22 protein-coding genes are annotated in these 21847 nt (G+C 63.5%); 9 read left to right on the top strand and 13 right to left on the bottom strand.

The window, feature by feature from the left end:
• Positions 1 to 48: 48 nt before the first annotated feature.
• From phnC to phnE (BTW07_RS02885), 3 genes are read left to right on the top strand one after another with little or no spacing between them, the layout of a single operon-like run.
• A complete protein-coding gene (gene phnC, locus BTW07_RS02895; RefSeq protein WP_075568637.1) occupies positions 49 to 846 on the top strand; it encodes a phosphonate ABC transporter ATP-binding protein in 798 nt (265 codons plus the stop codon).
• Positions 843 to 1661 carry a phosphonate ABC transporter, permease protein PhnE gene (gene phnE, locus BTW07_RS02890; RefSeq protein WP_075568636.1) on the top strand — a complete coding sequence of 273 codons (819 nt, stop codon included), beginning with the start codon at positions 843 to 845 and terminating at the stop codon, positions 1659 to 1661. The genes phnC and phnE (BTW07_RS02890) overlap by 4 nt, the downstream gene beginning before the upstream one ends.
• Positions 1658 to 2470 (top strand): phosphonate ABC transporter, permease protein PhnE, encoded by an 813-nt coding sequence (gene phnE, locus BTW07_RS02885; protein WP_075568635.1) that lies wholly within the window; start codon positions 1658 to 1660, stop codon positions 2468 to 2470. Before phnE (BTW07_RS02890) ends, phnE (BTW07_RS02885) begins: the two co-directional genes overlap by 4 nt.
• Before the next feature lie 94 nt (positions 2471 to 2564).
• Here phnE (BTW07_RS02885) and BTW07_RS02880 read toward each other — a convergent pair whose 3' ends face one another.
• Together BTW07_RS02880 and BTW07_RS02875 are read right to left on the bottom strand one after the other, a co-directional pair.
• A complete protein-coding gene (locus tag BTW07_RS02880) occupies positions 2565 to 3602 on the bottom strand; it encodes a CNNM domain-containing protein (protein WP_075568634.1) in 1038 nt (345 codons plus the stop codon).
• A gap of 168 nt (positions 3603 to 3770) precedes the next feature.
• Positions 3771 to 4259: a pyridoxamine 5'-phosphate oxidase family protein gene (locus BTW07_RS02875; protein ID WP_075568633.1), complete on the bottom strand. Its 489-nt coding sequence runs from the start codon at positions 4257 to 4259 to the stop codon at positions 3771 to 3773.
• Positions 4260 to 4504: 245 nt separating this feature from the next.
• Between BTW07_RS02875 and stpA the strand changes: the two genes are divergently transcribed.
• The gene (gene stpA / locus BTW07_RS02870; RefSeq protein ID WP_075568632.1) at positions 4505 to 5782 is read left to right on the top strand and encodes a glucosylglycerol 3-phosphatase; all 1278 of its coding nucleotides are present in this window, start codon (positions 4505 to 4507) and stop codon (positions 5780 to 5782) included.
• Positions 5783 to 5852: 70 nt separating this feature from the next.
• Here the strand turns inward: stpA and BTW07_RS02865 are convergent, their stop codons facing one another.
• From BTW07_RS02865 to BTW07_RS02855, 3 genes are all read right to left on the bottom strand, one after another.
• Complete coding sequence (locus tag BTW07_RS02865) at positions 5853 to 7616, bottom strand: DUF4153 domain-containing protein (protein ID WP_075568631.1); 1764 nt, start codon at positions 7614 to 7616, stop codon at positions 5853 to 5855.
• 12 nt (positions 7617 to 7628) lie between these two features.
• Positions 7629 to 9293 (bottom strand): phosphoglucomutase (alpha-D-glucose-1,6-bisphosphate-dependent), encoded by a 1665-nt coding sequence (gene pgm / locus BTW07_RS02860; protein WP_075568630.1) that lies wholly within the window; start codon positions 9291 to 9293, stop codon positions 7629 to 7631.
• A gap of 164 nt (positions 9294 to 9457) precedes the next feature.
• Entirely contained in the window at positions 9458 to 10708 is a 1251-nt protein-coding gene (locus tag BTW07_RS02855; protein ID WP_075568629.1) for an MFS transporter, read from the bottom strand.
• A gap of 80 nt (positions 10709 to 10788) precedes the next feature.
• Here BTW07_RS02855 and BTW07_RS02850 point away from each other — a divergent pair, with 80 nt between their 5' ends.
• Positions 10789 to 11766, top strand: coding sequence for an AraC family transcriptional regulator (locus BTW07_RS02850; RefSeq protein ID WP_075568628.1), 978 nt, complete (start codon positions 10789 to 10791; stop codon positions 11764 to 11766).
• Positions 11767 to 11783: 17 nt separating this feature from the next.
• Here the strand turns inward: BTW07_RS02850 and BTW07_RS02845 are convergent, their stop codons facing one another.
• Together BTW07_RS02845 and BTW07_RS02840 are read right to left on the bottom strand one after the other, a co-directional pair.
• The gene (locus BTW07_RS02845; protein ID WP_244158298.1) at positions 11784 to 13115 is read right to left on the bottom strand and encodes an amidase; all 1332 of its coding nucleotides are present in this window, start codon (positions 13113 to 13115) and stop codon (positions 11784 to 11786) included.
• Between the two features lie 101 nt (positions 13116 to 13216).
• Entirely contained in the window at positions 13217 to 14482 is a 1266-nt protein-coding gene (locus BTW07_RS02840; RefSeq protein ID WP_075568627.1) for a Zn-dependent hydrolase, read from the bottom strand.
• Positions 14483 to 14717: 235 nt separating this feature from the next.
• Here BTW07_RS02840 and BTW07_RS19555 point away from each other — a divergent pair, with 235 nt between their 5' ends.
• From BTW07_RS19555 to BTW07_RS02825, 3 genes are all read left to right on the top strand, one after another.
• The gene (locus tag BTW07_RS19555) at positions 14718 to 15224 is read left to right on the top strand and encodes a YkvA family protein (protein ID WP_110661455.1); all 507 of its coding nucleotides are present in this window, start codon (positions 14718 to 14720) and stop codon (positions 15222 to 15224) included.
• 106 nt (positions 15225 to 15330) lie between these two features.
• Positions 15331 to 16710 (top strand): uracil-xanthine permease family protein, encoded by a 1380-nt coding sequence (locus BTW07_RS02830; RefSeq protein ID WP_083941449.1) that lies wholly within the window; start codon positions 15331 to 15333, stop codon positions 16708 to 16710.
• Between the two features lie 120 nt (positions 16711 to 16830).
• Complete coding sequence (locus BTW07_RS02825) at positions 16831 to 17103, top strand: hypothetical protein (protein WP_075568626.1); 273 nt, start codon at positions 16831 to 16833, stop codon at positions 17101 to 17103.
• Positions 17104 to 17107: 4 nt separating this feature from the next.
• Here the strand turns inward: BTW07_RS02825 and BTW07_RS02820 are convergent, their stop codons facing one another.
• Positions 17108 to 17758: a hypothetical protein gene (locus BTW07_RS02820; RefSeq protein ID WP_075568625.1), complete on the bottom strand. Its 651-nt coding sequence runs from the start codon at positions 17756 to 17758 to the stop codon at positions 17108 to 17110.
• A 231-nt stretch (positions 17759 to 17989) separates the two neighbouring features.
• Here BTW07_RS02820 and BTW07_RS02815 point away from each other — a divergent pair, with 231 nt between their 5' ends.
• Positions 17990 to 18565, top strand: a complete 576-nt coding sequence (locus BTW07_RS02815; protein WP_075568624.1) for a gamma-glutamylcyclotransferase — start codon at positions 17990 to 17992, stop codon at positions 18563 to 18565.
• 44 nt (positions 18566 to 18609) lie between these two features.
• Here BTW07_RS02815 and BTW07_RS02810 read toward each other — a convergent pair whose 3' ends face one another.
• The 5 genes from BTW07_RS02810 to BTW07_RS02795 form a co-directional block, all read right to left on the bottom strand.
• Complete coding sequence (locus BTW07_RS02810) at positions 18610 to 19542, bottom strand: DUF808 domain-containing protein (protein ID WP_075568623.1); 933 nt, start codon at positions 19540 to 19542, stop codon at positions 18610 to 18612.
• Between the two features lie 60 nt (positions 19543 to 19602).
• Positions 19603 to 19929, bottom strand: a complete 327-nt coding sequence (locus BTW07_RS02805; RefSeq protein WP_075568622.1) for a thioredoxin family protein — start codon at positions 19927 to 19929, stop codon at positions 19603 to 19605.
• Between the two features lie 195 nt (positions 19930 to 20124).
• The gene (locus BTW07_RS02800; protein ID WP_075568621.1) at positions 20125 to 20661 is read right to left on the bottom strand and encodes a gamma carbonic anhydrase family protein; all 537 of its coding nucleotides are present in this window, start codon (positions 20659 to 20661) and stop codon (positions 20125 to 20127) included.
• 246 nt (positions 20662 to 20907) lie between these two features.
• On the bottom strand, positions 20908 to 21081 hold the full coding sequence (locus BTW07_RS19780) for a hypothetical protein (RefSeq protein ID WP_157958664.1): 174 nt from the start codon (positions 21079 to 21081) through the stop codon (positions 20908 to 20910).
• Positions 21082 to 21212: 131 nt separating this feature from the next.
• Positions 21213 to 21722 (bottom strand): DUF6438 domain-containing protein, encoded by a 510-nt coding sequence (locus tag BTW07_RS02795; protein WP_075568620.1) that lies wholly within the window; start codon positions 21720 to 21722, stop codon positions 21213 to 21215.
• Between the last annotated feature and the right edge of the window lie 125 nt (positions 21723 to 21847).

The raw sequence follows: 21847 nt of genomic DNA, 5'->3' as shown, positions 1-21847 counted from the left end.
GCGCCGTCTGACATCAGGGTCGATGGCGCCGTCAAAAGAGGATCTCCCATGCTGCGCATTCAGAATCTGGTCAAGCGTTACGGCCATGGCGAGCCGGTGCTGCGCGGTCTCAACCTCGACGTGGCCGGCGAATCGGTAGTCTCGATCATCGGTGCCTCGGGGGCTGGCAAGAGCACCCTGCTGCGCTGCATCAACCGTCTGGTCGAACCCAGCGAAGGCAGCATCGAGCTCAACGGCCTTGAACTGACCACGCTGAAACGAGAAGAGCTTCGCAAGGCCCGCCGGCGGATCGGGATGATCTTCCAGGGCTTCAATCTGGTCGATCGTCTGACGGTCATGGAAAACGTCCAATGCGGGCGGTTGGGCTACATCCCTTACTGGCGCGCGGCGCTGCGCAAGTATCCAGCTGAAGATATCGAACGTGCCTATCACTTGATGGAGCGGGTCGGTATCGCCCACTACGCCAACAAACGCGCCGATGCGCTCTCCGGCGGCGAACGTCAGCGCGTCGGCGTGGTGCGGGCACTGATGCAGCAGCCCGAGATCCTGCTGGCCGACGAACCCACCGCATCGCTGGACCCGGTCAGTTCGCGCCAGATCATGGAGCTGCTGCAGAACCTGTCTCAGGAGCTGTCGCTACCGGTGCTGATCAATATTCATAACGTGGCCGAGGCGCGTGAATACACCCAGCGCATCGTCGGCATGCGCTTCGGAAAACTGATCTTCGATGGCGCCCCGGCCGATCTGGACCAGGAAGCGATGGATGCCGTCTACAGCGGCACGCCGGGCGAAGAGCGCCAACAAGCCGATGTTGGCCCGGCGCAGGCGCAGGCGGTCGTGTCATGAGCGGGAGCGCCGAACGGGGCGTCCCGTCATCGCGCCGCCACTGGCGCAAGCCGCCTTTCATCGCCAACCCGCTGCTGCGCTGGGGGCTGGTCGTCGGCGTGGCAATCTATGCCATCTGGGCGATCTCGATCCTGCCGTTCGATCTCGATCGGATCAGCCAGGGCATGACTCGCGCCGCTCGCATCTTCTCCGGCGCCTTTCCACCCAACTTCGATCGTTACGAGCTGTTGATCGACGGCTTTCTCGAGAGCCTGCAGATCGCCATCCTGGCAACGCTGCTGGGCCTTGCGCTGAGCGTGCCCATCGCGTTCATGGCGGCCCGCAACATTGCCGCCAAACCGATCTACCTGATCGGACGAGCGATCATCATCCTCGCCCGCAGCTTCCATCCGGTGATCGTGGCGATCCTGTTCGTCAAGGCCGTCGGGTTCGGCCCGGTCGCCGGCATTCTGACGCTGACGCTCTACTCGATCGGCTTCGTCGCCAAGATGCTGGCCGAGCGGATCGAGGAGATCGACTGGGGTCAGGTGGAAGCGCTTCGTGCCAGCGGCACACGCTATATCGGTGTGCTGCAGTTCGCCGTGCTGCCGCAGATCATGCCGCGCCAGATCGGCCTCGGCATCTATCAGCTCGACAGCAACCTGCGCGCCTCGGCAGTCGTCGGCATCGTCGGTGCCGGCGGCATCGGCTCCACGCTGATGAACGCTTTCGGCCGTTACGATTACGATTTCGCCCTGGCGATCACGCTGGTCATCATCGGGGTGATTCTGGTCAGCGAAGCGGTCAGTGGTCGAATCAGGAGGAACATCGGATGACCCTACAGACGACCACGACCGTTGCCGAGCGCACCTGGGCCCGCTACACCCCGCAGCAACGCTGGAAGCGCTTTGCCACGATGCTGGTGGTTGCCGCTGCCGTGGTATGGGCAGTGGAGAGCATCGATATCATCTGGCCGTGGGTGTGGGATGCCCCGGCCCAGGTCGGCGATCTGTTCGGACGCATGGTGCCGCCGGATGTGAGCAATCTACAGGCCATCCTGTGGGCCCTGGTCGAGACGCTCAATATCGCCACGATCGCCACGTTCGTCGCCGTTTTCGTGTCGCTGCCGATCGCCTATATCGCGGCCCAGAACACCACGCCCAACCGTTTCACCCTGTGGCTGGGGCGTTTCATCCTGGTCTCGAGCCGCTCGGTCAATACGCTGATCTGGGCGCTGCTGTTCGTGGCGATCTTCGGCCCCGGCGTGCTGGCGGGGATCATCGCGATCATGTTTCGCTCGATCGGCTTTCTGGGCAAGCTGCTGGGCGAAGCGATCGAGGAGATCGACCGCCGCCCGGTGGAAGCGCTGGAAGCGACCGGCGCCTCGCGCGCCAAGGTGGTGCTCTACGCGATCGTGCCGCAGGTCATTCCGACCTTCTTCGCGGTCAGCGTGCTGCGCTGGGACATCAACCTGCGCGAGTCGACCGTGCTGGGTCTGGTCGGCGCCGGCGGAATCGGCGTGATCCTGCAGGGCGCCATCGATACGCTCGCCTGGCAGACCGTGGCGACCATTCTGCTGGCGATCATCGCGTTGGTCATCCTGGGCGAAGCGCTGGCCGCCTGGCTGCGCAAGAAGGTCATCTGATTGCCCCGCGACCGGGAGCTTGCCCTGCCATGAAAGAAAGAAGGTGTCCTGCCATGACAGAACTTGCCCCGCCATGAGGACGCTGCCGCCGGCATCAGCCCGGCGGCGGCTGGACGGATTCGCCGCGTTTGATACGCTTCAGCCAACGCTGCTTGGCGTACTTTCTCAGGTTGTGCACGTTGTCGGTCTCGTCGACGATGTCCTGCCCCAGGATCGTTTCGATCACGTCTTCCATGGTGATCAAGCCCACCCAGTTGCCATGATCGTCGTAGACCACTCGCAGGTGATTGTGATCCTTGAGCATGGCGGCAAAGACATGCTCGACGCTATCGGCTTCATCGACGATCGCGACCGGATGCATCAGCGCCTTGAGCGTCTGCTCGTCTTCGGCGTGGTAGGTATCCGACTTGTGGATATAACCTAGCGCATCCTCGGCGCCGTCCATGATCGGAAAGCGAGTGAACTGGGTCTTGCCATAGCGCTGATCGAACTCGGCCACGGTCATGTCGGGCGTCACCGTTTCGCACACGGTGCGCGGCGTCATCACGCTCTTCACCGGGATCTCATGCAGGTTGAGAATATTGGTGATGGTGCGCGTTTCGTCGGCATCCAGCGCTTTCTCTTCCAGACCGATTCGCGCCAGCGCCTTGATTTCGCCACGCATGTCGACGTCCTGTTCGTTCTTGGCGATGCGGTTGGTGATCATCTCCGAGAGCCAGATGAACGGCAGCAGCACCCAGACCATGAAGCGCAGAATTCGCGGCAACAGTGGTGCCAACGTACGCCAGTGGCTGGCGCCGATGGTCTTGGGGATGATTTCAGAGAACACCAGAATACCGAACGTCATCAGTGCCGAGGCGATCGCCACGTGGGCATCGCCGAACACCACCGCGACCTGCGCCCCGACACCGGTGGCGCCCACGGTGTGCGCGATGGTATTGAGCGTCAGGATCGCCGCCAGCGGACGATCGATATTGGACTTGAGCTTGTTGAGCCTGTCGTGAAGCTGGGGACGGGTGTCCTTGAGCTGCGCGATATAGCTCGGTGTCAGCGAGAGCAGCGCGGCTTCCAGCACCGAACAGATGAAGGAAAAACCGATCGAGAGAACGACGAATGCCGTCAACAGAAACATGGGGGGTCGCTATGTGACTTGTGAGGACTCTTTATCCAGACTTGGTACATCACTGTCAATGATCAGACGTGCAAATGCTGCCAACGTCGCTTCGACGTTGGCAGCACCGGGTAGACATAGACGCCGATACTAGACAAGCCGACGGCGGGTGGAACGAGAAGACACAGGTCAGTGCCCGAACTTCTCGTTTTCACCGATATCCGGCTTGTGATCCTTCTTGATGTTGGCCTTGGCGAATTCGTAGAGCTGGAAGGTCTTGCTCTCCCGCGACTGCCAGTGCTCACCGAAATCGATATCGATCTCCATCATGGTGATGTCTGGATCTTCCTTGCCACCGGTAAACCAGGCGGCCACGAACGGATTCCAGTATTTCTCGATCAGCCCGGGGTCGTCGTTGAGTCGCGCCGTGCCCGACATGGATACGTAGATGCCATCGTCGTGATCCGAAAACGTGAGACAGACATCCTGATCCTGCTTCGCTTCGAACGACTTCTCGGCGCTACGACGCGTATAGAACCAGAGCGTGCCGTCGTAGGCATCCTGCACCAGGTGCATGGGGCGGGAGCGGGGAACGCCATCGTCGAGCGTGACCAACATGCCGACCTTGATCTTCTCGATCAGCTTCCAGATTTTCTGCTTGTGTTCGGGACTGGACATCGTTGCCTCCTGCTAATGTTGCCCTTTCCAGGGATTCTCCCTCGTCGGGGCTGTCATCACGCCATCCGGGCGTGAGCGTCCTGCAGCTTCCATCACGTCCTGCAGCCAGGGCGCTTGGTAGAAGCCTAGTCGCGGCTTGCCGGTGGGGCAAACCGACGCTATTCCTCGCGATGACACTCGTTATACTGGTGGCGAATCCCGGTTCTCGATCCACTTCCCATCGCCTCCGATCAAGACGCCTACTCATGCCCCTGACTCGCCCCTTCTCGCTCGACCACGCCGCCCTGCTGGACGAACTGGCGGCTACCGACAACCTGCTCATCATTCAGGACCTCGATGGCGTCTGCATGGGCCTGGTCGGTGATCCGCTGACCCGGCGCCTGGAGCGCCGCTATCTCGATGCCGCGCGTCAGTTCGATGGTCACTTCTATGTGCTGACCAACGGTGAGCACATCGGCTCGCGTGGCGTGAACGGCATCGTCGAGACGCTGTTCGAGACGCCCGATCGTGCCGCCGAGCAGGGTCGTTATCTGCCCGGTCTGGCGGCCGGCGGCGTGCAGTGGCAGGACCGCTTCGGCAGCGTCAGCCATCCGGGTGTCAGCGATGCGGAACTGGCGTTCCTCAAAGCGTTTCCCGATCAGGCCGAAGCGTTTCTCGAGTCGCTGCTGTCCCGCCCCCCTTACGACTTGCCGGTCGACGTGCGACGGGACCTGATCGCCGCCGCCGTGCTCGACAACCTGGCGTCGCCGACGCTCAACCTCAATGGCTTCTACCGTCACTGGCAAAATGATCCCGCGACCTATCGCACGCTACAGAACGCCGTTGCCGGCTTCATGCGCGAGCGCCTGGACGCCGCCCGTCAGGCCGATCTCGATGACGCCTTTTTCGTGCATTACGCCCCCAATGCCGGTCAGGACGAGCACGGCAACGAACGCCTGCGAGAAAGCGATGGCAGCAGCGGTGAAGGGACGGCCGGCACCACCGACTTTCAGCTGATGCTGCGAGGTGCGGTCAAGGAAGTCGGCGTGCTGGTCATTCTCAATCGCTATTACCACCGCCATACCGGCCGCTATCCGCTGGGCGAAGGCTTCAACGCCCGGCAGGCGCCTCGCGATCACGCTGCGCTGCTGGCACTGGCTCGCGATCGTTTCGATCCCGCGGTGATGCCCCGCATCGTCGGCGTCGGCGACACCGTGACGTCCTACACCGACAAGACAGAGAGCGGATCACAGCGCCTGCGCGGTGGCAGCGACCGCGGCTTCCTGACCCTGGTTCAACAGTTGGGAGACGCTTTCGACAGCGGCAATCGGGTGCTCTATGTCGACAGCAGCGGTGGCGAGGTTCGCCGCGCCGGCGTCGATGCCGAACGGCTGGCGCGACACGGCGAGGATTCGAGCCCCGAAGTCTGGCCGGCGCTCGAGGGGATCAGCGACGCCGAGGATCCCCTGACACTGGATGTCATTTTCCCGTTGGGCCATACCCAGTACATCGACTTCTTCTGTGAACTGGCCGCGCGGCGCTGACCCGGTAGCGTTGATCCAGCAGCGTTGATTCGGCGGCGTTGATTCGAACATCGTCGATCGACAACGTGGATCAGCGCCACTCCTTCGCGTTCACCAGTATCGTGGCGGAGAGATGATCCAGCGTCGGCTCGGGGTTGTGGGAACCGCTGACCGTTTCCAGCACCAGCCCCAGCCGCACACCGTCCTGGCGCAGCGTGATCAACTCTGGCTCGCTGTCAGGGCCGCTCGATATCGCGGTCACCTCGGGAGGCAGATCGAAACGCGATGTCGTGTTCGCCGAAGAGATCCGCAACGCTCTCCCCTCCAACTGCAAGCGCAGCACCTGCCCCGATGGCAAGGGCACCTCGGCGACACGCCCTGCGGACACATCGACGCCGCTCAGCAGCAGATCGAAGCCCTCCAGCGCGATCCCCGCAGCGCCTGAATAGACGCGGGAGAAGTAGGGGGATCCGCTGCCGGCACCCCCGACCGTCGACGGCTCGAGCCCCCAGGCTCGCGCCACCGTTTCCAGGCTCGGCGCCTCCTCGCTCGACGACGTGCCGTTCGATGACGTGTCGTTCGATAATTTGGCCCCGGCCGGTGCCGCCCGCGCCAGCGCATCGACATTCCGAAGATAACCCAGCGCCGCCAGGGCTTCGCCGGCCTGCTGCGGATTTCTCGCGGGCTGCTCGACGATCGCCAGAAAGCGCTCGCTCTGGCTGCGAATCGATGTCCACTCGGCACCCTGCGGGCCGAAGCTCGCCAGCAGCATTGCCAGCACGGGAATCGCGGCCATCGGCCGAATATCGCCTCGCCAACGCGGAAAACTCTGCAACGCCGCGATGATCGCCAGCACCAGCGCCAGCGCCGCCAGCAGATAGCGCTCCGGTGTCACGCCGTAGGCTCCGATACGCAGTGTCACCGCCATGGTCAGCAACAGCAGCGGCACCGGCAACAACCACGGCCAGTAGCGCAGGAAAGCACCCGTTAGCACCCGCGTCTCGCGCATGAACGGCCGGCAGATCACCAGCACAGTCACCAGACAGATACCGAACCCGGAGACAAGCCAGCCGCTCTGACCGCTGGGGAGCGCACCAACCAGCAGACATTTCGCGGCATAGACATGCAGGATCACGGCGTAGACGAGAATCAGCGGCGCGGCGACCCACTCGCCGAGCACGCTGACCGCTCTGGCCGACAGCGTATCGAGACGGCAGTCAGCGGCGAGATCGAATCTCCGAGGTATCAATGCCAACCAGAACAGGGGGGCTAACAGCAGCGCCGTCATCGCCGCCAGGTGCGCGTAAAGCTCGAACGGCACCTCGAGCCCGAACAGCAGGTTCAGACTGACGAGAACCAGCGAGATACCGCCCCCGAGCAGACTCCAGCCAATGGCGGAGAGCAGCAAGGCGAAGGTCAGGCGACCCAGCAACCCTCGAAACGCTTCCCCGCTGCCTCCCGCCAGGTAGGGAGCGACCGGAATCAGCGCGACAAGCGCGAACGCCAGCAGCCACGTCGAGGTGTGCAACGCGTCCTGAAACCAGACCAGGCAGAACCCGCATGCCCCGGCGATCGCCGCCGCGAGCTGGCGCCCCCGCGGCCCGATCACCTCGCGCCGGCGCGTCACGGCCTCGAAACCCAGCGTGGCCGACAGCGCGGCGGCCGCGGCACACGCAAGGCCCACCAGCACTCGCCACGTGGCATCCGCCGGACCGATCTCTTCGATCAACAGGTTGGCGACGAACGTCGCGGCCATAAGCCAAGCGATGACCACCGGGAAGCGCAACAGCACCTCCCGATAGCTGGCCATCTCTCGCAGGCGTTGCCGCCAGCGCTCTTTGCTGCGCGCCGACATACGGTTCGCCGCCTAGCCCGCCAGCACTTCGTCGACCAGCGCCTTGGCCTCTTGCTGAATACGCTTGAGATGCGCTTCGCCTTCGAAGCTCTCGGCGTAGATCTTGTAGACGTCTTCGGTGCCGGAGGGGCGCGCGGCGAACCAGCCGGCGTCGGTGACCACCTTCAGCCCCCCGATGGCGGCGCCGTTGCCGGGCGCTTCGGTCAGTTTGCGGGTGATCGGATGGCCCGCCAGCGTATCGGCAGTGACCTGCTCCGGCGAGAGCTTGCCGAGCCTGGCCTTCTGCTCGCGGTTGGCCGGCGCATCCACGCGCTCGTAGACCGGCGCGCCGAAGCGCTCGGTGAGTGCCTGGTAGCGCTCCCCCGGATCCTTGCCGGTGACAGCGGTGATCTCGGCGGCCAGCAGGCCGAGAATGATGCCGTCCTTGTCGGTGGACCACGGTTTGCCTTCGAGAGTCAGAAACGACGCCCCGGCGGACTCCTCGCCACCGAAGCCGAGGCTACCCTCAATCAAGCCATCGACGAACCACTTGAAGCCCACCGGCACTTCGACCACGTCTCGCCCCAGACCTTCGGCGACATAATCGATCATCGACGACGAGACCAGTGTCTTGCCGATGGCGGCCTTGTCGCCCCAATGGGGACGATGGGTGAAGAGATATTCGATGGCGACGGCGAGATAATGGTTGGGATTCAGCAATCCGGTGGAACGGGCGACGATGCCGTGGCGATCGTGATCGGTGTCGCAGGCGAACGAGACGTCGAAGCGATCCTTGTTCTCGATCAGCCCTGCCATGGCGTAGGGCGATGAGCAGTCCATGCGGATCTTGCCGTCCCAATCGACGCGCATGAAACGGAAGGTCGGATCGACCGTGGTGGAGATCACTTCCAGCGGCAGATCGTACTTTTCGGCGATCCGAGGCCAGTAGTGAACGCCGGCCCCGCCCAGCGGATCGACGCCGAACTTGAGCCCGGAATCGCGGATTGCGGCAATGTCGATGACCTTGTCCAACCCGCCGACATAGCTGTCGATGTAGTCGAAACGCTGGGTCGTCGGGGCTTTCAATGCCTCGGCGTAACTGACCCGCCGAACGCCCTGGAGCCCGGCAGCGAGCAGTTCATTGGCGCGCTCCTGAATCCACTTGGTGACGCTGGTATCGGCCGGGCCGCCGTTGGTCGGGTTGTACTTGAAGCCGCCGTCCGTGGGGGGATTGTGGGACGGGGTGATCACGATGCCGTCGGCCAGACCTTGGGTCCTGCCCTGGTTGTAGACCAGAATCGCGTTGGAGATCGCCGGCGTCGGCGTGTAGCCAACATCACCGCCGGTTTCCTCGCAGCCGACGTCGATACGGGTCTCGACCCCGTTTGCCGCCAGCACTTCCAGCGCGGAGACGAACGCCGGCTCGGACAGCGCGTGGGTATCCATGCCGATGAACAGCGGTCCTTCGATCCCCTGGGCCTGGCGGTATTCACAGATCGCCTGGGTCGTCGCCAGAATGTGCCACTCGTTGAAGCTCGTCTTCAACGACGAGCCGCGATGGCCCGAGGTGCCGAAGGCGACCTGCTGGCCGGGGTCGCTGGCATCCGGGCGTTCGCTGTAATAGCGCGACACCAGGCGCGGAATGTTGGCGAGGCTTTTTTCGTCGGGCAAGCGTCCTGCCTGGGGATCGATACTCATCGTCGGTTCCTTTCGATGGTCTTGGGATGATGTTCCTTATAGCAGACCATCATCCCCGACCGACAAGCAACCTTCACTACCTGCTCCCCCGCCGCCCTGCTCGGCCGGTTGGCGGACCGTTCCTTCTGACCTGAAGCGATCGCTTTTCCACGGAAGTGATCGCCTCACCGGCACGAAGTCGCTTGACTGATACCCGTTACCGCGGTGTCGTCATCGGCCATTGCGGCCGGTCGCGTTCTCACGCCGACCAGTACCAGCGCGGCAGCGGCCAGCAGCAGCGTGCCGGCTGTCGCGCAGACACCCAGAACGCCGCTGATGTCGAACATCACCCCGCCGACGGCAGCGCCCAGTGCGATCGCCAGCTGGATCGAAGCAACGATGAGGCCGCCGCCGCTTTCGGCTTCATCTGGCACGACGCGGGTGATCCAGGTCGACCAGGCGACCGGCACTGCCCCGAAAGCGAAGCCCCACAGCGCGACCATGACGGCATCGGTGCCCATCGAGAAGCCGCCCAGCGTGGCCAGCAACCAGCCCAGCACCCCCATGACCAGCGGCATCAGCAGCAGCGTCAGGCGCAGGCTGCGCTCGAGCAGATAACCCGCAGCCAGGGTGCCGACGAAGTTGGCCACGCCGAATGCCAGCAGCGTCGATGAGAGCTCGTTGATGCCCATCCGCGACACGCCTTCGAGAAACGGTCGAACGTAAGTGAAAAAGGCGAAGTGGCCGCAGAACACCAGCAGGATGGCGACGATGCCGACCGCCATGCCCGGTCGCTTCATTACGCTCACCAGCGTCCCCAGCGGTGTCGGCCGTCCGGGTTCCATTCGCGGCAGGGTGACATACTGCATGACCAGAGTGACTACCGAGAGCGCAGTCGCCAGCAGGAAGACGTTGCGCCAGCCGATCATGTCGCCAAGGTAGCTGCCCAGCGCGGCGGCGCTGATGGTAGCGATGGGAACGCCGGTGAACAGCAGCGACAGCGCCCGCGGCACGTCGTGCTCCGACACCAGCCGCATGACGGTGGCCGCGGAGAGCGCCCAGAACCCGCCCAGCGCCACGCCGAGCAGCACCCGTCCGACCAGCAGCCAACCCATGTGCGGTGCGAAGGCAACCACCAGATTGGCGGCGATCATCAGCACGGAGAACGCCAGCAGCACGTGGCGGCGATCGAGTCGCTGCGTGACGGCGGTCACCAGCAAGCCGGAGAGCAGCGCCACCACGGCTGTCACCGTGACGGCCTGTCCGGCCTGACCTTCACTGATCATGAGCGAATCCGCCATCGGCGTCAGCAAACTCGCCGGCAGGAATTCGGCCATCACCAGGCTGAACACGCCCATCGTCAGCGAGAACACGGCCACCCAGCGTGACGGCGTTGGCGAATCGTGCGTCGGGGGTGAAGTTTCTTGTGTCGTCATTTCGAGATTTCCGATCAAGACTTGGGATAGCGCGTAGACTAAAGTAGTATCCCAGGATCTTCTATCACTAAAACTCCGACATGTTTGATCAAAAGTCCGAAATTGAAGCCACCCAAGGCGCTGAAACCAGCTCCAGCGAGTGGATCAACGAACTGCTCCTCGGCATGCGTCTTTCCGGGCTCAGCTATCGCCGCGTCCAGATGGCACCGCCCTTCGGCATTCGCTTCGATACCGATGCCAGCTGCGCGCAGTTTCACTTCGTCGCCCAGGGGCCCGTTCTGCTGCGGCTCGGCGACGACGAACAGATCCTGGCGTCCGGTGATGCCGTTCTGCTGCCCCGGGGCGGGCAGCACTGCCTGCTCTCCTCGCCGGAGGTACAGAGTCGCGACATCGAGCAGATCGATTCATTGCCGTTGTGCAATGATTTCAGCTGCGTCGACGAATGTGTCGACATCCCCGACGGGGTGCCGCCGGTGCGCCTGTTCAGCGGCTGCATGCAGTTCGATCTGGGCGGGATGCAGCCGCTGATGACGCTGATGCCGGCGGTGATGCACGTGGGCACGCTGCTCTCCCGCTACCCGGAGATGCTGCCGATGCTGGAGGCGATGGTGCGCGAAGCGAGTCTCGAACGGGCCGGCGCCGCCGGCATTCTGTCCCGGCTGGCCGACGTGGTGGCTGCCAGCATCGTGCGCGGCTGGGTCGAGTGCGACTGCGCCGATATCGACGGCTGGATCGAGGCACTGCGCGACCCGCGCCTGGGCAAGGTCATCGCCGCCGTCCACCGCGAGCCCGGACGCGACTGGACGGTCGCTGCGATGGCGGCGGAGATGGGCTGCTCCCGCTCGGTGTTCGCCGAACGCTTCCGCGGCTCGCTGGGCGTCTCGCCGCTCGGCTACGTCACCCAACTACGCATGCGCCTGGCCACGCAGTGGATCACCGAGCGGCAGCTCTCCATCGACCAGATCGCCTGGCGTCTGGGCTACGGCTCCCAGGCTGCCTTCAGCCGCGCCTTCAAACGCGCCACCGGCAAGACGCCGGGCGAGGCTCGGGGCGGCTGACGACCATGCCTTCCGGGTCACGCCATCGCCATCGGCGGCACCAGCCTGGGCAGTTGCGTCTCCAGCAACCGGGCCACGATCATGACGATATCGTCACGATAGCGCGGCCCCACCAGATGCAGGCCAACCGGCAAGCCAGCCTCGTCCATGCCGCAGGGCAACGAGGCGGCGGGTTGCTGGGTGAGATTGAAGGGGTAGCTGAACGGGGTCCAGTCCACCCAGTCGACATAGTCGCTGCCGGGAGGCACTTCATGACCGGCGGCAAAGGCCGACAATGGCAGCGTCGGCGTCACTAGCAGATCGAATTCGCGGTGGAATTCGGCCATCTGTGCGATCAATGCCGCGCGCGCCTCGCGAGCGATCAGATAGTCCGTCAGCGACAGCGTCTTGCCATGCTTGGCGATGGCACGCAGGCCGGGGTCGAGCGCGTCGATCTGCGCGTCGCTCAAACCATCCAGCAGCCGCGAGGCACCGGCGTGCCAGAGCGTATCGAAAGTCGCCTTGGGCGAGCTGAACCCCGGATCGACGTCGATCACTTCCGCCCCCAACGCCGTCAGTCGTTCGACGGCGGCATCCACTGCACCCAGGATATCCGGTGTCACCGAGACGTAGCCCAGGTCACGACTGTAGGCGATTCGCATGCCGTCGAGGCGGGTCGGCGCGGCGGCCAGCCAGTCGAGCGGACAGCTCGGGCCGGCGTAGCCATCCCTCGCATCCGGCTGGGCAATCACCGAGAGCATCAGCGCGCTATCGGCGGCGGTGCGCGTCATCGGCCCCAGGTGCGACAGGGTCGTCATGGCGCTGGCCGGCCACTGCGGTATCCAGCCGAAGGTCGGCTTGATGCCGAAAGTGCCGGTGAAGGCACACGGAATCCGAATCGAGCCGCCGGCATCGCTGCCCTGATGCAGCATGCCCAGGTTGAGCGCCGCGGCGGCGCCGGCGCCGCCGGACGAGCCGCCGGCGGTCAGCTCGAGATTCCACGGATTGCGGGTGATGCCGTAGAGCGGGTTGTCGGTGACGCCTTTCCAGCCGAACTCCGGCGTGGTGGTCTTGCCCAGCAGCACGGCACCGGCCTCGCGCATCCGCGCCGTGAAAGGCGCATCGATTTCCCAGGGGCCATCCGGCGACGTCGTCGTCGAGCCCTTTCGAGTCGGCATGCCGACGGTGAGCGTCAGGTCCTTGATCGTACTGGGCACGCCATCCAGCGGACCGACAGGTTCGCCGCGCTGCCAGCGGGTTTCCGAGGCTCGCGCCGCCGCCAGTGCGCCGTCGTGGTCGACGTGACAGAGCGCATTGACGCTGGGATTGTGGCGCTCGATTCGTGCCAGGCAGTCCTGGGTCAATTCCACCGGCTAGAGCTCGCCCCGCTCGAACAGCGCCAGCGCTTCGAGGGCGGTGAGATCGGCCATGGCAGTGGTCGCTATATCGCTCACGTCGTTATCCCGTCTGCTCATCGGGCCACTCCAGCCAGGCTCAGCGTCGCATGCAGCAATACATTGGCACCGGCGGTGACATCTTCCGGGGTGGCGTATTCGCTCTCGTTGTGACTGATCCCCTTTTCACAGGGAATGAAGATCATCGCTGTCGGCGCGATATCGCCGATGAACACGGCGTCGTGGCCAGCGCCGCTGACGATATCCCGATGCGCGTAACCGTTGGCCCGGGCTCCCTGGCGCACCGCGGCGATGCAGTCAGCGTCGAAATGCTGCGGCGGATAATCGGCGGTGGTTGCGATCTCGATGGAAAGTCCGGTCTCGCGGGCGATGGCGTCCAGGGTCTGGCGAAATTCAGCGACGATCGTATCCAGCACCTCGGCCTGGCTGTGCCGGAAGTCGACGCTCAGCATCACCTGGCCGGGAATCACGTTGCGTGAATTGGGCAGCAGCTGGAACGCTCCTACCGTCCCGCGGCCGTCGGGCTGATGCGCCAGCGCGATCCGGTTGACCGCTTCGACCACCCGGGTCGCGCCCAGCAGCGCATCCTGACGCAGATGCATCGGCGTCGAGCCGGAGTGGGCCGCCATGCCGGTCACGGTGACATCGAACCACTTCAATCCCAGCGCCCCGGTGACCACGCCAATGGTGTCGCCGGTGTCTTCGAGAATCGGCCCCTGCTCGATATGCGCTTCGAGATAGGCGGCGAACCGGCCGGGGCGATCGGCGTCGTCCCCCACATAGCCGATCGCCTCGAGCGCCGCGCCCGCCGTGACGCCATTGACGTCGGTGCGCGACAGTGCATCTTCCAGGGTAAGCTGGCCGGAAAACACACCGGAACCCATCATGCAGGGGGCAAAGCGGCAGCCCTCCTCGTTGGTCCAGGAAACCAGTTCGATCGGCCGTTCGGTTTCGATGCCGTTCGCGTTGAGCGTTCGAATGACCTCCAGTGCCGCCAACACGCCGAAACAACCGTCGTACTTGCCCCCGGTGGGCTGTGTGTCGATATGGCTGCCGATGACGATCGGGTCGGCGGCGGCGTTGCTGCCATTGCGACGCGCGAAAACATTGCCGATGGCATCGAAGCGCACGGCCAGCCCCTCCGCTTTGCACCAGCGGATCAAAAGCTCGCGCCCTTCTCGATCGAGATCGGTCAGCGCCTGGCGATTACAGCCACCCTTGGGCGTTGCGCCGATCACGGCCAGATCCATCAATGTCTGCCAGAGGCGTTCGCCATCGATGGCGGCCTGTATCGGGGGCATACCGGTCGATGCAATGGTCATGCGATTATCCTTGTTATGGGTCTCTATCGATTCGAGCCGACTGTTTGCAAGTTGTCGACAGTCGACGTCATTTTCCACATTAGCATGTCCTCGCGGTTCCATTCATGGCCGACGCCGGTCGACGAACGCCGATTTCACACGGCCAGGCCTGATCGACGCTTTCCGGGGGATCGTTGTGCTGTCCCCGCCGTGCTAACTAGACTGTGGCCATTGCCTGCCACGACGGATCACCATCATGCCTCTGTTTAACCGTGACCGACTTTTTCGCGGGCGAACGCCCGAATCCCCGGGCGATATCGTGCACGACGACACCATTCGGCTGCCGACACATGCCGTCGAGACACAAAATCTCGATACACAGACCGGGGGTAAACAGACCGTCGGCCCCCAGGACGTGAGTTCGCATCACGACATCTACAGCGACGAGCGTTTCTGGCGAAAGATGATCCGCTTCGGCAAACGCGCCGGCCGTGAGGTGACGTTGAAGGCGCTGCAGCTCTACTTCGTGTTGAAGCGTCCCGATGTCCCGTTGTGGGCCAAGTCGACCATCATCGGGGCGCTCGGCTATTTCATCTCGCCGCTGGATGCGATTCCCGATTTCATCGCTGGTGTCGGTTATACCGACGATGCCAGCGTACTGGCCGCCGCGCTGGTGGCGGTATCGATCTACATCGATGAAGACGTCAAGCGTCAGGCGGAGTCTGCCCTGGCGCGCTGGTGGCCGGGCGACCACGCCCCCTGAAACCGTTGCTGTCGCCGAGTTGAGGGGCAGCGGTTTTTTTGTACACAAAAAAGCTCTAGAGTCGTTCTCCAAGAAGAGCCAACAACAATAGACCGCGGAGTATGCGATGAACCAGGACAAGACCTCGGCGCCTCGCCGGTTGGGCAAACGTCGACACGCCGGTGCCGGCAGTGATCGCCTACGAGACGTCGACTATCTCCCGCCGCTGCGAAAGGCCATTCCTCTGGGTATACAACACGTGCTGGCAATGTTCGTCAGCAATGCCGCGGTGCCGCTGATCATTGCCGGTGCAGCGGGCCTTTCCGGCACGGATACGGTGTTTCTGGTGCAGATGGCGATGTTCGTGGCGGGGATCGCCACGCTGGTCCAGACGCTGGTCATCGGGCCGCTGGGCGCGCGCCTGCCGATCGTCATGGGTACCAGTTTCGGATTCGTTCCGGTGATGATTCCGATCGCCGCCGCCCAGGGCCTGCCGGCGGTCTTTGGCGGCGCACTGATCGGCGGCCTGGCCATGGCCGTGGTAGGGCTCTGCTACAAACGCCTGAGCGTCTTCTTCCCGCCGGTGGTCTCCGGCACCTTCGTACTGCTGATCGGTATCCTGCTGCTGCCGGTGGGTTTCGCCTACGTCGGCGGCGGCATCGGAGCCGAGGACTTCGGGGCACCGCATCATCTGTTGCTGGCAACGCTGGTGTTCGCCGTTACCGTCGCGTTTCACCAGTTCTGCCGCGGCTTTCTCTCCGAGGCGGCCGTACTGATTGGCATCCTGGTCGGCTGCGTGGCGGCGGCCCCGATGGGGCTGCTCGACTTCGCCCCCGTCGCCGAAGCCGACTGGTTCCAGCTTCCGATACCGTTCGAGATCGGCCTTTCCTTCGATCCGGCGGCGATTGTGGCGATCACACTGATGTCGGTGGTTACCTGCGCCGAATCGATCGGCGACATCTCGGGAACGGCGATCGGCGGTGCCGAGCGCGAGGCCACCAGGCGCGAACTGTCCGGTGGCGTGATGGCGGACGGTCTTTCCAGCAGCTTCGCGGCACTCTTCGGCGCCTTCCCGCAGATCAGCTTCAGTCAGAACGTGGGTCTGGTCGCCCTCACCGGTGTCGCCAGCCGCTTCGTCGTCGCCATCGGCGGCGGGGTTCTCGTCCTGGCGGGCCTGTTTCCCAAACTGGGCGCGCTGGTATCGGCGATCCCGGCCGCCGTACTGGGCGGAGCGGTAATCATCATGTTCGGCATGATCGCCAGCGCCGGAGTGAAAATGCTCTCCCACGCTGCCTTCAACAAGCGCAACATGCTGATCGTCGGCATATCCCTGGCCCTGGCGATCGGCCTGCCGGCCCAGAGCGGGCTCTACCAGGGTGCACCGCAACAGATCGGCGTACTGCTGGAGTCGGGCCTGATCCCCGGCGCACTGGCTTCGATCATTCTCAACCTGATTCTGCCCAGGGCGGACGACGAGGCCGCAGCGGCGGATCCTACCGAGTCCTGAGCCGCATCGCCCTGCGGCCTTCAGCGGGGAGTTGGCGATTTCATCCGCGACAAGGACAATCGATCCCCGGACGGGCTACCCTGAACGGGATCTGGCTAATTCGGCAGCAAGGAGCATGCCATGGGTATCTACTGCCTGACCTTCGACAAGCCATTGGGAAGAATGGACTGTCACCGGCTGGAGTCGATGCTGAGACGGTTCGAATCCATTCCGCTGTTTCGCACGACCTGGCTGATCGAGTCGACCGACCCGATCGAGTTTCTGCGCTCGCGGTTGAGTCGGGCATTCGGCAACCAGACCCGGTTCTTCATTACCCGGTTGAGCGAGCCCTGGTGCACCGATGGCATCGGACCGGCGAGCCAATGGCTGAACGACTCGCAGCGCCGGTGGTAGAGAATCACTCCGAGGCCGCTTTCAGCACCTCTCGGGAGTCCTTGGCCAATTTGCAACGCACCAGCGCGGCCATCAGCCGGGGGTAATCCTCGCGGGAGACCTTGTTGGCGAGCTTGGCGGCATCGGCCTTGAGCCCCAGTTTCTCGGCGGCCGAAAGTGCCGCCTTGTCGGCATAGGGGTAGCATTCGTCCCACACCAGCTGGATCTCGCGCAGAAAGATATCGGCGCCGGTGCCACCGATGCCCTTGAACGCCTTGAGCCGCTTTCGCAACGCCTTGGGGCTGCCCTCCGCCGCTTCACGCAGCTTGCGTAGATCGCCGCCGTAGGTCTCCAGCAACGCGCCATTCATGTCCGCCAACTGGGTCGCCGTCTTTTCGTCGACGCGCGCGTAGCCGGACTCGTTGAGCACTCGCGCTCGCGCCGCCCAGTCGCTCGCTGCCAGTTTCCGCGGCGTCGTCCAGCCGGCCCTGGCCATCGCCCTGGCACCGCGCATCGCCAGGTCGGCACTGATCGGCGCACTTGTCAACAGCGAGTAGCAGAGCAGCCGGAACAGCGGTGACGGCGTGTTCCTGCCCAGATCGACGCCCAGCTCACTGGCGAAGGTTCGGCCATGACGCTGCATCAGCGCCTCGATGATCCGTTTCTGACTGGCCATGATGGCTCCCGGAAGCGATGACTCGGTTTCAACGATGACAGCACTGCAACGATGACAGCACTGCAACGATGATGCTGACAGAGTTTCAACATGGCATCGCCGCGCCGACTGTCAAATCGGCAGATGACGTCCTGGACCCGTCACGGAAGAAAACAGTCGCTCGCATCCTCTTGAGATAGCCCGCTCGACGCCGCATATTGCCCGTTCATCAGCGTTCCACACCGGAGTCCCATGTCTTTCGATACCACTGCCCACAACCGCCGGATGACCTACTTCGACGAGCATGAATCGGTATGGCTGTTCGGTTACGGTTCGCTGATCTGGAAAGCGGACTTCGACTATCTGGAGCGTCGGCCGGCCTCGATTCGCGGCTGGGTGCGACGCTTCTGGCAGGGTTCGCACGATCACCGCGGCACGCCGGAGGCGCCGGGGCGAGTAGTGACGCTGGTGGCGGACGCCGGGGCCACCTGTCACGGCATGGCCTATCGCATTCCTCCTCGCGTGTTCGAGCCGCTGGATATCCGCGAGAAGAACGGCTATTTGCGCGTCGTGACGGATATGACCTTCGAAGATGGTGCCGCAGACGGTGTCGAACAGGCCGAGGGTGTAGTGTATCTGGCAGGCGAGGATAACGCGGCCTACCTCGGGCCCGCCGAGGAAGCGGCCATCGCCCGACAGATTGCCGAATCGCATGGCCCCAGCGGCCCCAACCGCGACTATCTGCTCAACCTGGCCGCGGCGTTGCGAGAGCTGGGGTTCGAGGACGCCCATGTGTTTGCCCTCGAACGCGCCCTGCTCGCGGAGTGAGGGGTGTCTCCGATCACTCCCACGGTGGGTGACCAGGCCATTCTTCAGTGCCCGCTGCCGGACCTGAGTTTCTTGATCAGTTGCACCACGCCGAGAACGACCGCACCAGCGATCAGACCGCAGCCGAAGTTCAACAGCATCGGCGTCAGCGGTTGAATGATCGCGCCGACGCCCGGGATATCACCGGGCAACTCGGCAAGATCCTCGATGGCATGGTGAATGAAGGGGACGCCATGCGTCAGGATGCTTCCGCCGACCAGGAACATCGCGATGGTGCCGACGATCGACAGCAGCTTCATCAGATAGGGCGCCGCCCACAGAATCCCCCGACCGATCGACTGCGCGAATTGGGTGGTCCGCTCGGTGAGATAGACACCGAGATCGTCGAGCTTGACGATCCCCGCTACCAGACCGTAGACGACCGCAGTAATGGCAATCGCAATGATCGCCAGGACCACGACCTGCTGGGTGAAACTGGCACTGGCCACCGAACCGAGCGTGATGGCGATGATTTCCGCCGAGAGAATGAAATCGGTCCGTACGGCACCCTTGATCTTGTCCTTCTCGAACGCCAGCCGCTCCTCTTTCGATTTCAGCTGCGCGGCCGCTCGGACGTCCTCCTTGCTCGCTTCTGCGCCACCCTGCAGGAACTTGTGTGCCAGCTTTTCCGCGCCTTCGTAGCAGAGAAACGCGCCGCCCACCATCAGCAGCGGCGTGATCAGCCAGGGGGCTATCACGCTGATCAACAGCGCCGCCGGCACCAGAATCAGCTTGTTGCGTAGCGACCCTTTCGCGACTGCCCATACGATCGGCAGCTCACGGTTGGCGCGGACGCCGGTGACCTGCTGGGCGTTGAGCGCCAGATCGTCGCCCAGCACGCCTGCCGTCTTCTTGGCGGCCACCTTGGTCATGAGGGAGACGTCGTCGAGCAACGTGGCGATATCGTCGAGTAGTGTCAGTAGACTGCCTGCGGCCACGAAGAATCCTCTGTCGGTCGGTCAAGAAACGGGCGAGAGCGCCAAGCGTAGCGGAAATTCTCAAGGAGACGTGACGATTTTCGCCAACGCCTGCTTCAAGGGTTCTGCCGACTCCGGCCGCACACAGCGCACAATCTCCTCGCCGTCATGAAGAAAGATCAGCGTCGGCCAGAGTTTGACGCCAAATGCCCGTCCGAGCGGTCGGCCCTTGCCGTCCTCGATCTTGACGTGCGGCAGATCATCGAGCCCTTCGAACGCCTTCGCGATCAGCGGCTGGGCGGCCTGACACCAGGGGCACCAGGGCGCGCCGAACTCGACGACTGCCGGGCCGCGAATGTCGTAAAGCGAACTGCGGCTGGGCTCGTCGGTCGTGTAGTCGCTTGTCATGCTCGCTCCTTGAACGTGATTGTCTCGTCCTTACGACACTGTAGCGGTGAAAGACCAATGTAGCGGTAAACGACAAGACCCTCGTCGGTAGCGAAAGGCTTGTCGGGATAATGCCGAAGCGTCGACCGGAAGATGGCACCAGCCGGCGATATCGGTAGACGGCGGGGTCTCAGTGGCGTCTCGTCTGGCGGCGTCTCAATCGATGTCGAGGCGTTTCAGCCCGCGGGCGAATGCCTGCCAGCGTTCGACGTAGTGCGCTGCCGACGCTTTCAATCCCTCGACCGCTTTATCGTCCAGCGTACGCACCGCTTTCGCCGGTGCGCCGACGATCAGCGAATTGTCGGGAAAGGATTTGCCTTCGGTCACCAGGGCGTTGGCGCCGACCAGGCAGTTGTTGCCGATTTCGGCACCGTTGAGCACGGTGGCTCCCATGCCGATCAGCGTGTTGTCGCCCAGGGTGCAGCCGTGGAGGATCGCATGATGTCCGATGGTACAACCTCGACCGACACGCAGGACGAAGCCAGGATCGGTGTGCAGCATGCTGCCTTCCTGAATATTGCTGCCCTCGCCGATCACGATGCGGTCATTATCGCCGCGAATCACCACGTTGAACCAGATACCCACGTCTTCGCCGAGTTCGACCTGGCCAATGACGTGGGCCCCCGGCGCGATCCAGTAGCGCGCCTTGTCGGGCAGCGTCGGCGCCGCATCGAAATAGGCATAGACAGACATGGGCACGACTCCGGCAGAACAGTGAATGTCATCCTCGCTCGCGTCGGCACGCACTGCCAGCCGACTTTAGCCACAGACATCCGAGACTCGGCATCGGCGTTGCAATATCGAATCCCTGATTGACGACGAGGCCCCGATGTCGGATCGACGCCGGGGCCTCGTCACTCGCCTGGAGCAGCTGGTTCAGAGCCGCTAATTCACCATAGCCGGTTCAGAATAGTTCGCTCGGAATCACGCACTCGCGGCTCAGGCCGACTCGTCGTCCTGCTTGTCCTCGCTGGTCACGGAAGAGGTAACGCTGGTGCCGCTGTAGGAACTCTGATGCTGGCTGGCTTCGCTCTCCGCTGCCATGGAAAACGGCAATACCGCGGAGACAACGATGGCGGCCAACATCGAAAACAGTTTGTTGAACGCTTTCATGACCACTCCTTGAAAATAGAGCGCCCTGCGACGTTTTGTCGCGACGCCTTATTAGCATGCTAAACGAATTGCCATTCGTCAAGCTCGAAAAGGCCTCATCTCGTCGGGTTCCTGGCGTTGCCCATCGCAGATCAATGCCCGACCCAGCTATCGATACCCAATGCCTGCGGCAGAGAACGCAGGCTATCCGTCAGTTGGCGGGCGTCTTCCGCGCGGCATCCACTGTCATGGTTCAGCACGGCCTGCTGCCCCTCCCGGCTCGTCCACGTCACCGTGTAATGGGAAAGATCCGTGGCTCTAGGGCCACAGTCCGGCGTATCGATCGTGGTTCCCATGGCTGGCTGCCATGAGGAAAGTTGGCGTCTGACAAGGGCGAAGCGCTCGGGGTCGTTGGCACGCACCCGCTCGCCGTCCACCGCCGTGAACTGCTCGCCCGAAAATCGAGTCGTACCGTCTGCGCCGATATCGACGCTGTACACCGGGCACGTGCCATGACACGGTCCGACCTGATAGCGAATGTCGGTCACGGGGGAAGCGCTGCCTGCCGATTCGACGCTCGAGCGCGTTGGCTGCTGGGTGCATCCAGCCACCAGCAGGATCGTGATCGCCGTCGTCAGAGAGCATGCCGTTTGTCGTTTCATGAAGTTCCTCGACGTTTCGTGGGGGGAGCCCGATTGAGTGCCCGATTGGCCGGACCGGCAGGCGAAAATGACCGGCGGCTCGATCCAATCGTGCAGGATAGATGTGTCAAATGCTGAGGTTTTGA

This window comes from Salinicola socius, from assembly GCF_001937195.1.
Classification (GTDB): Bacteria; Pseudomonadota; Gammaproteobacteria; order Pseudomonadales; family Halomonadaceae; genus Salinicola; species Salinicola socius.
The sequence above is the reverse complement of the archived record's forward strand: the minus strand, read 5'-3'. Positions and strand labels throughout refer to the sequence as shown.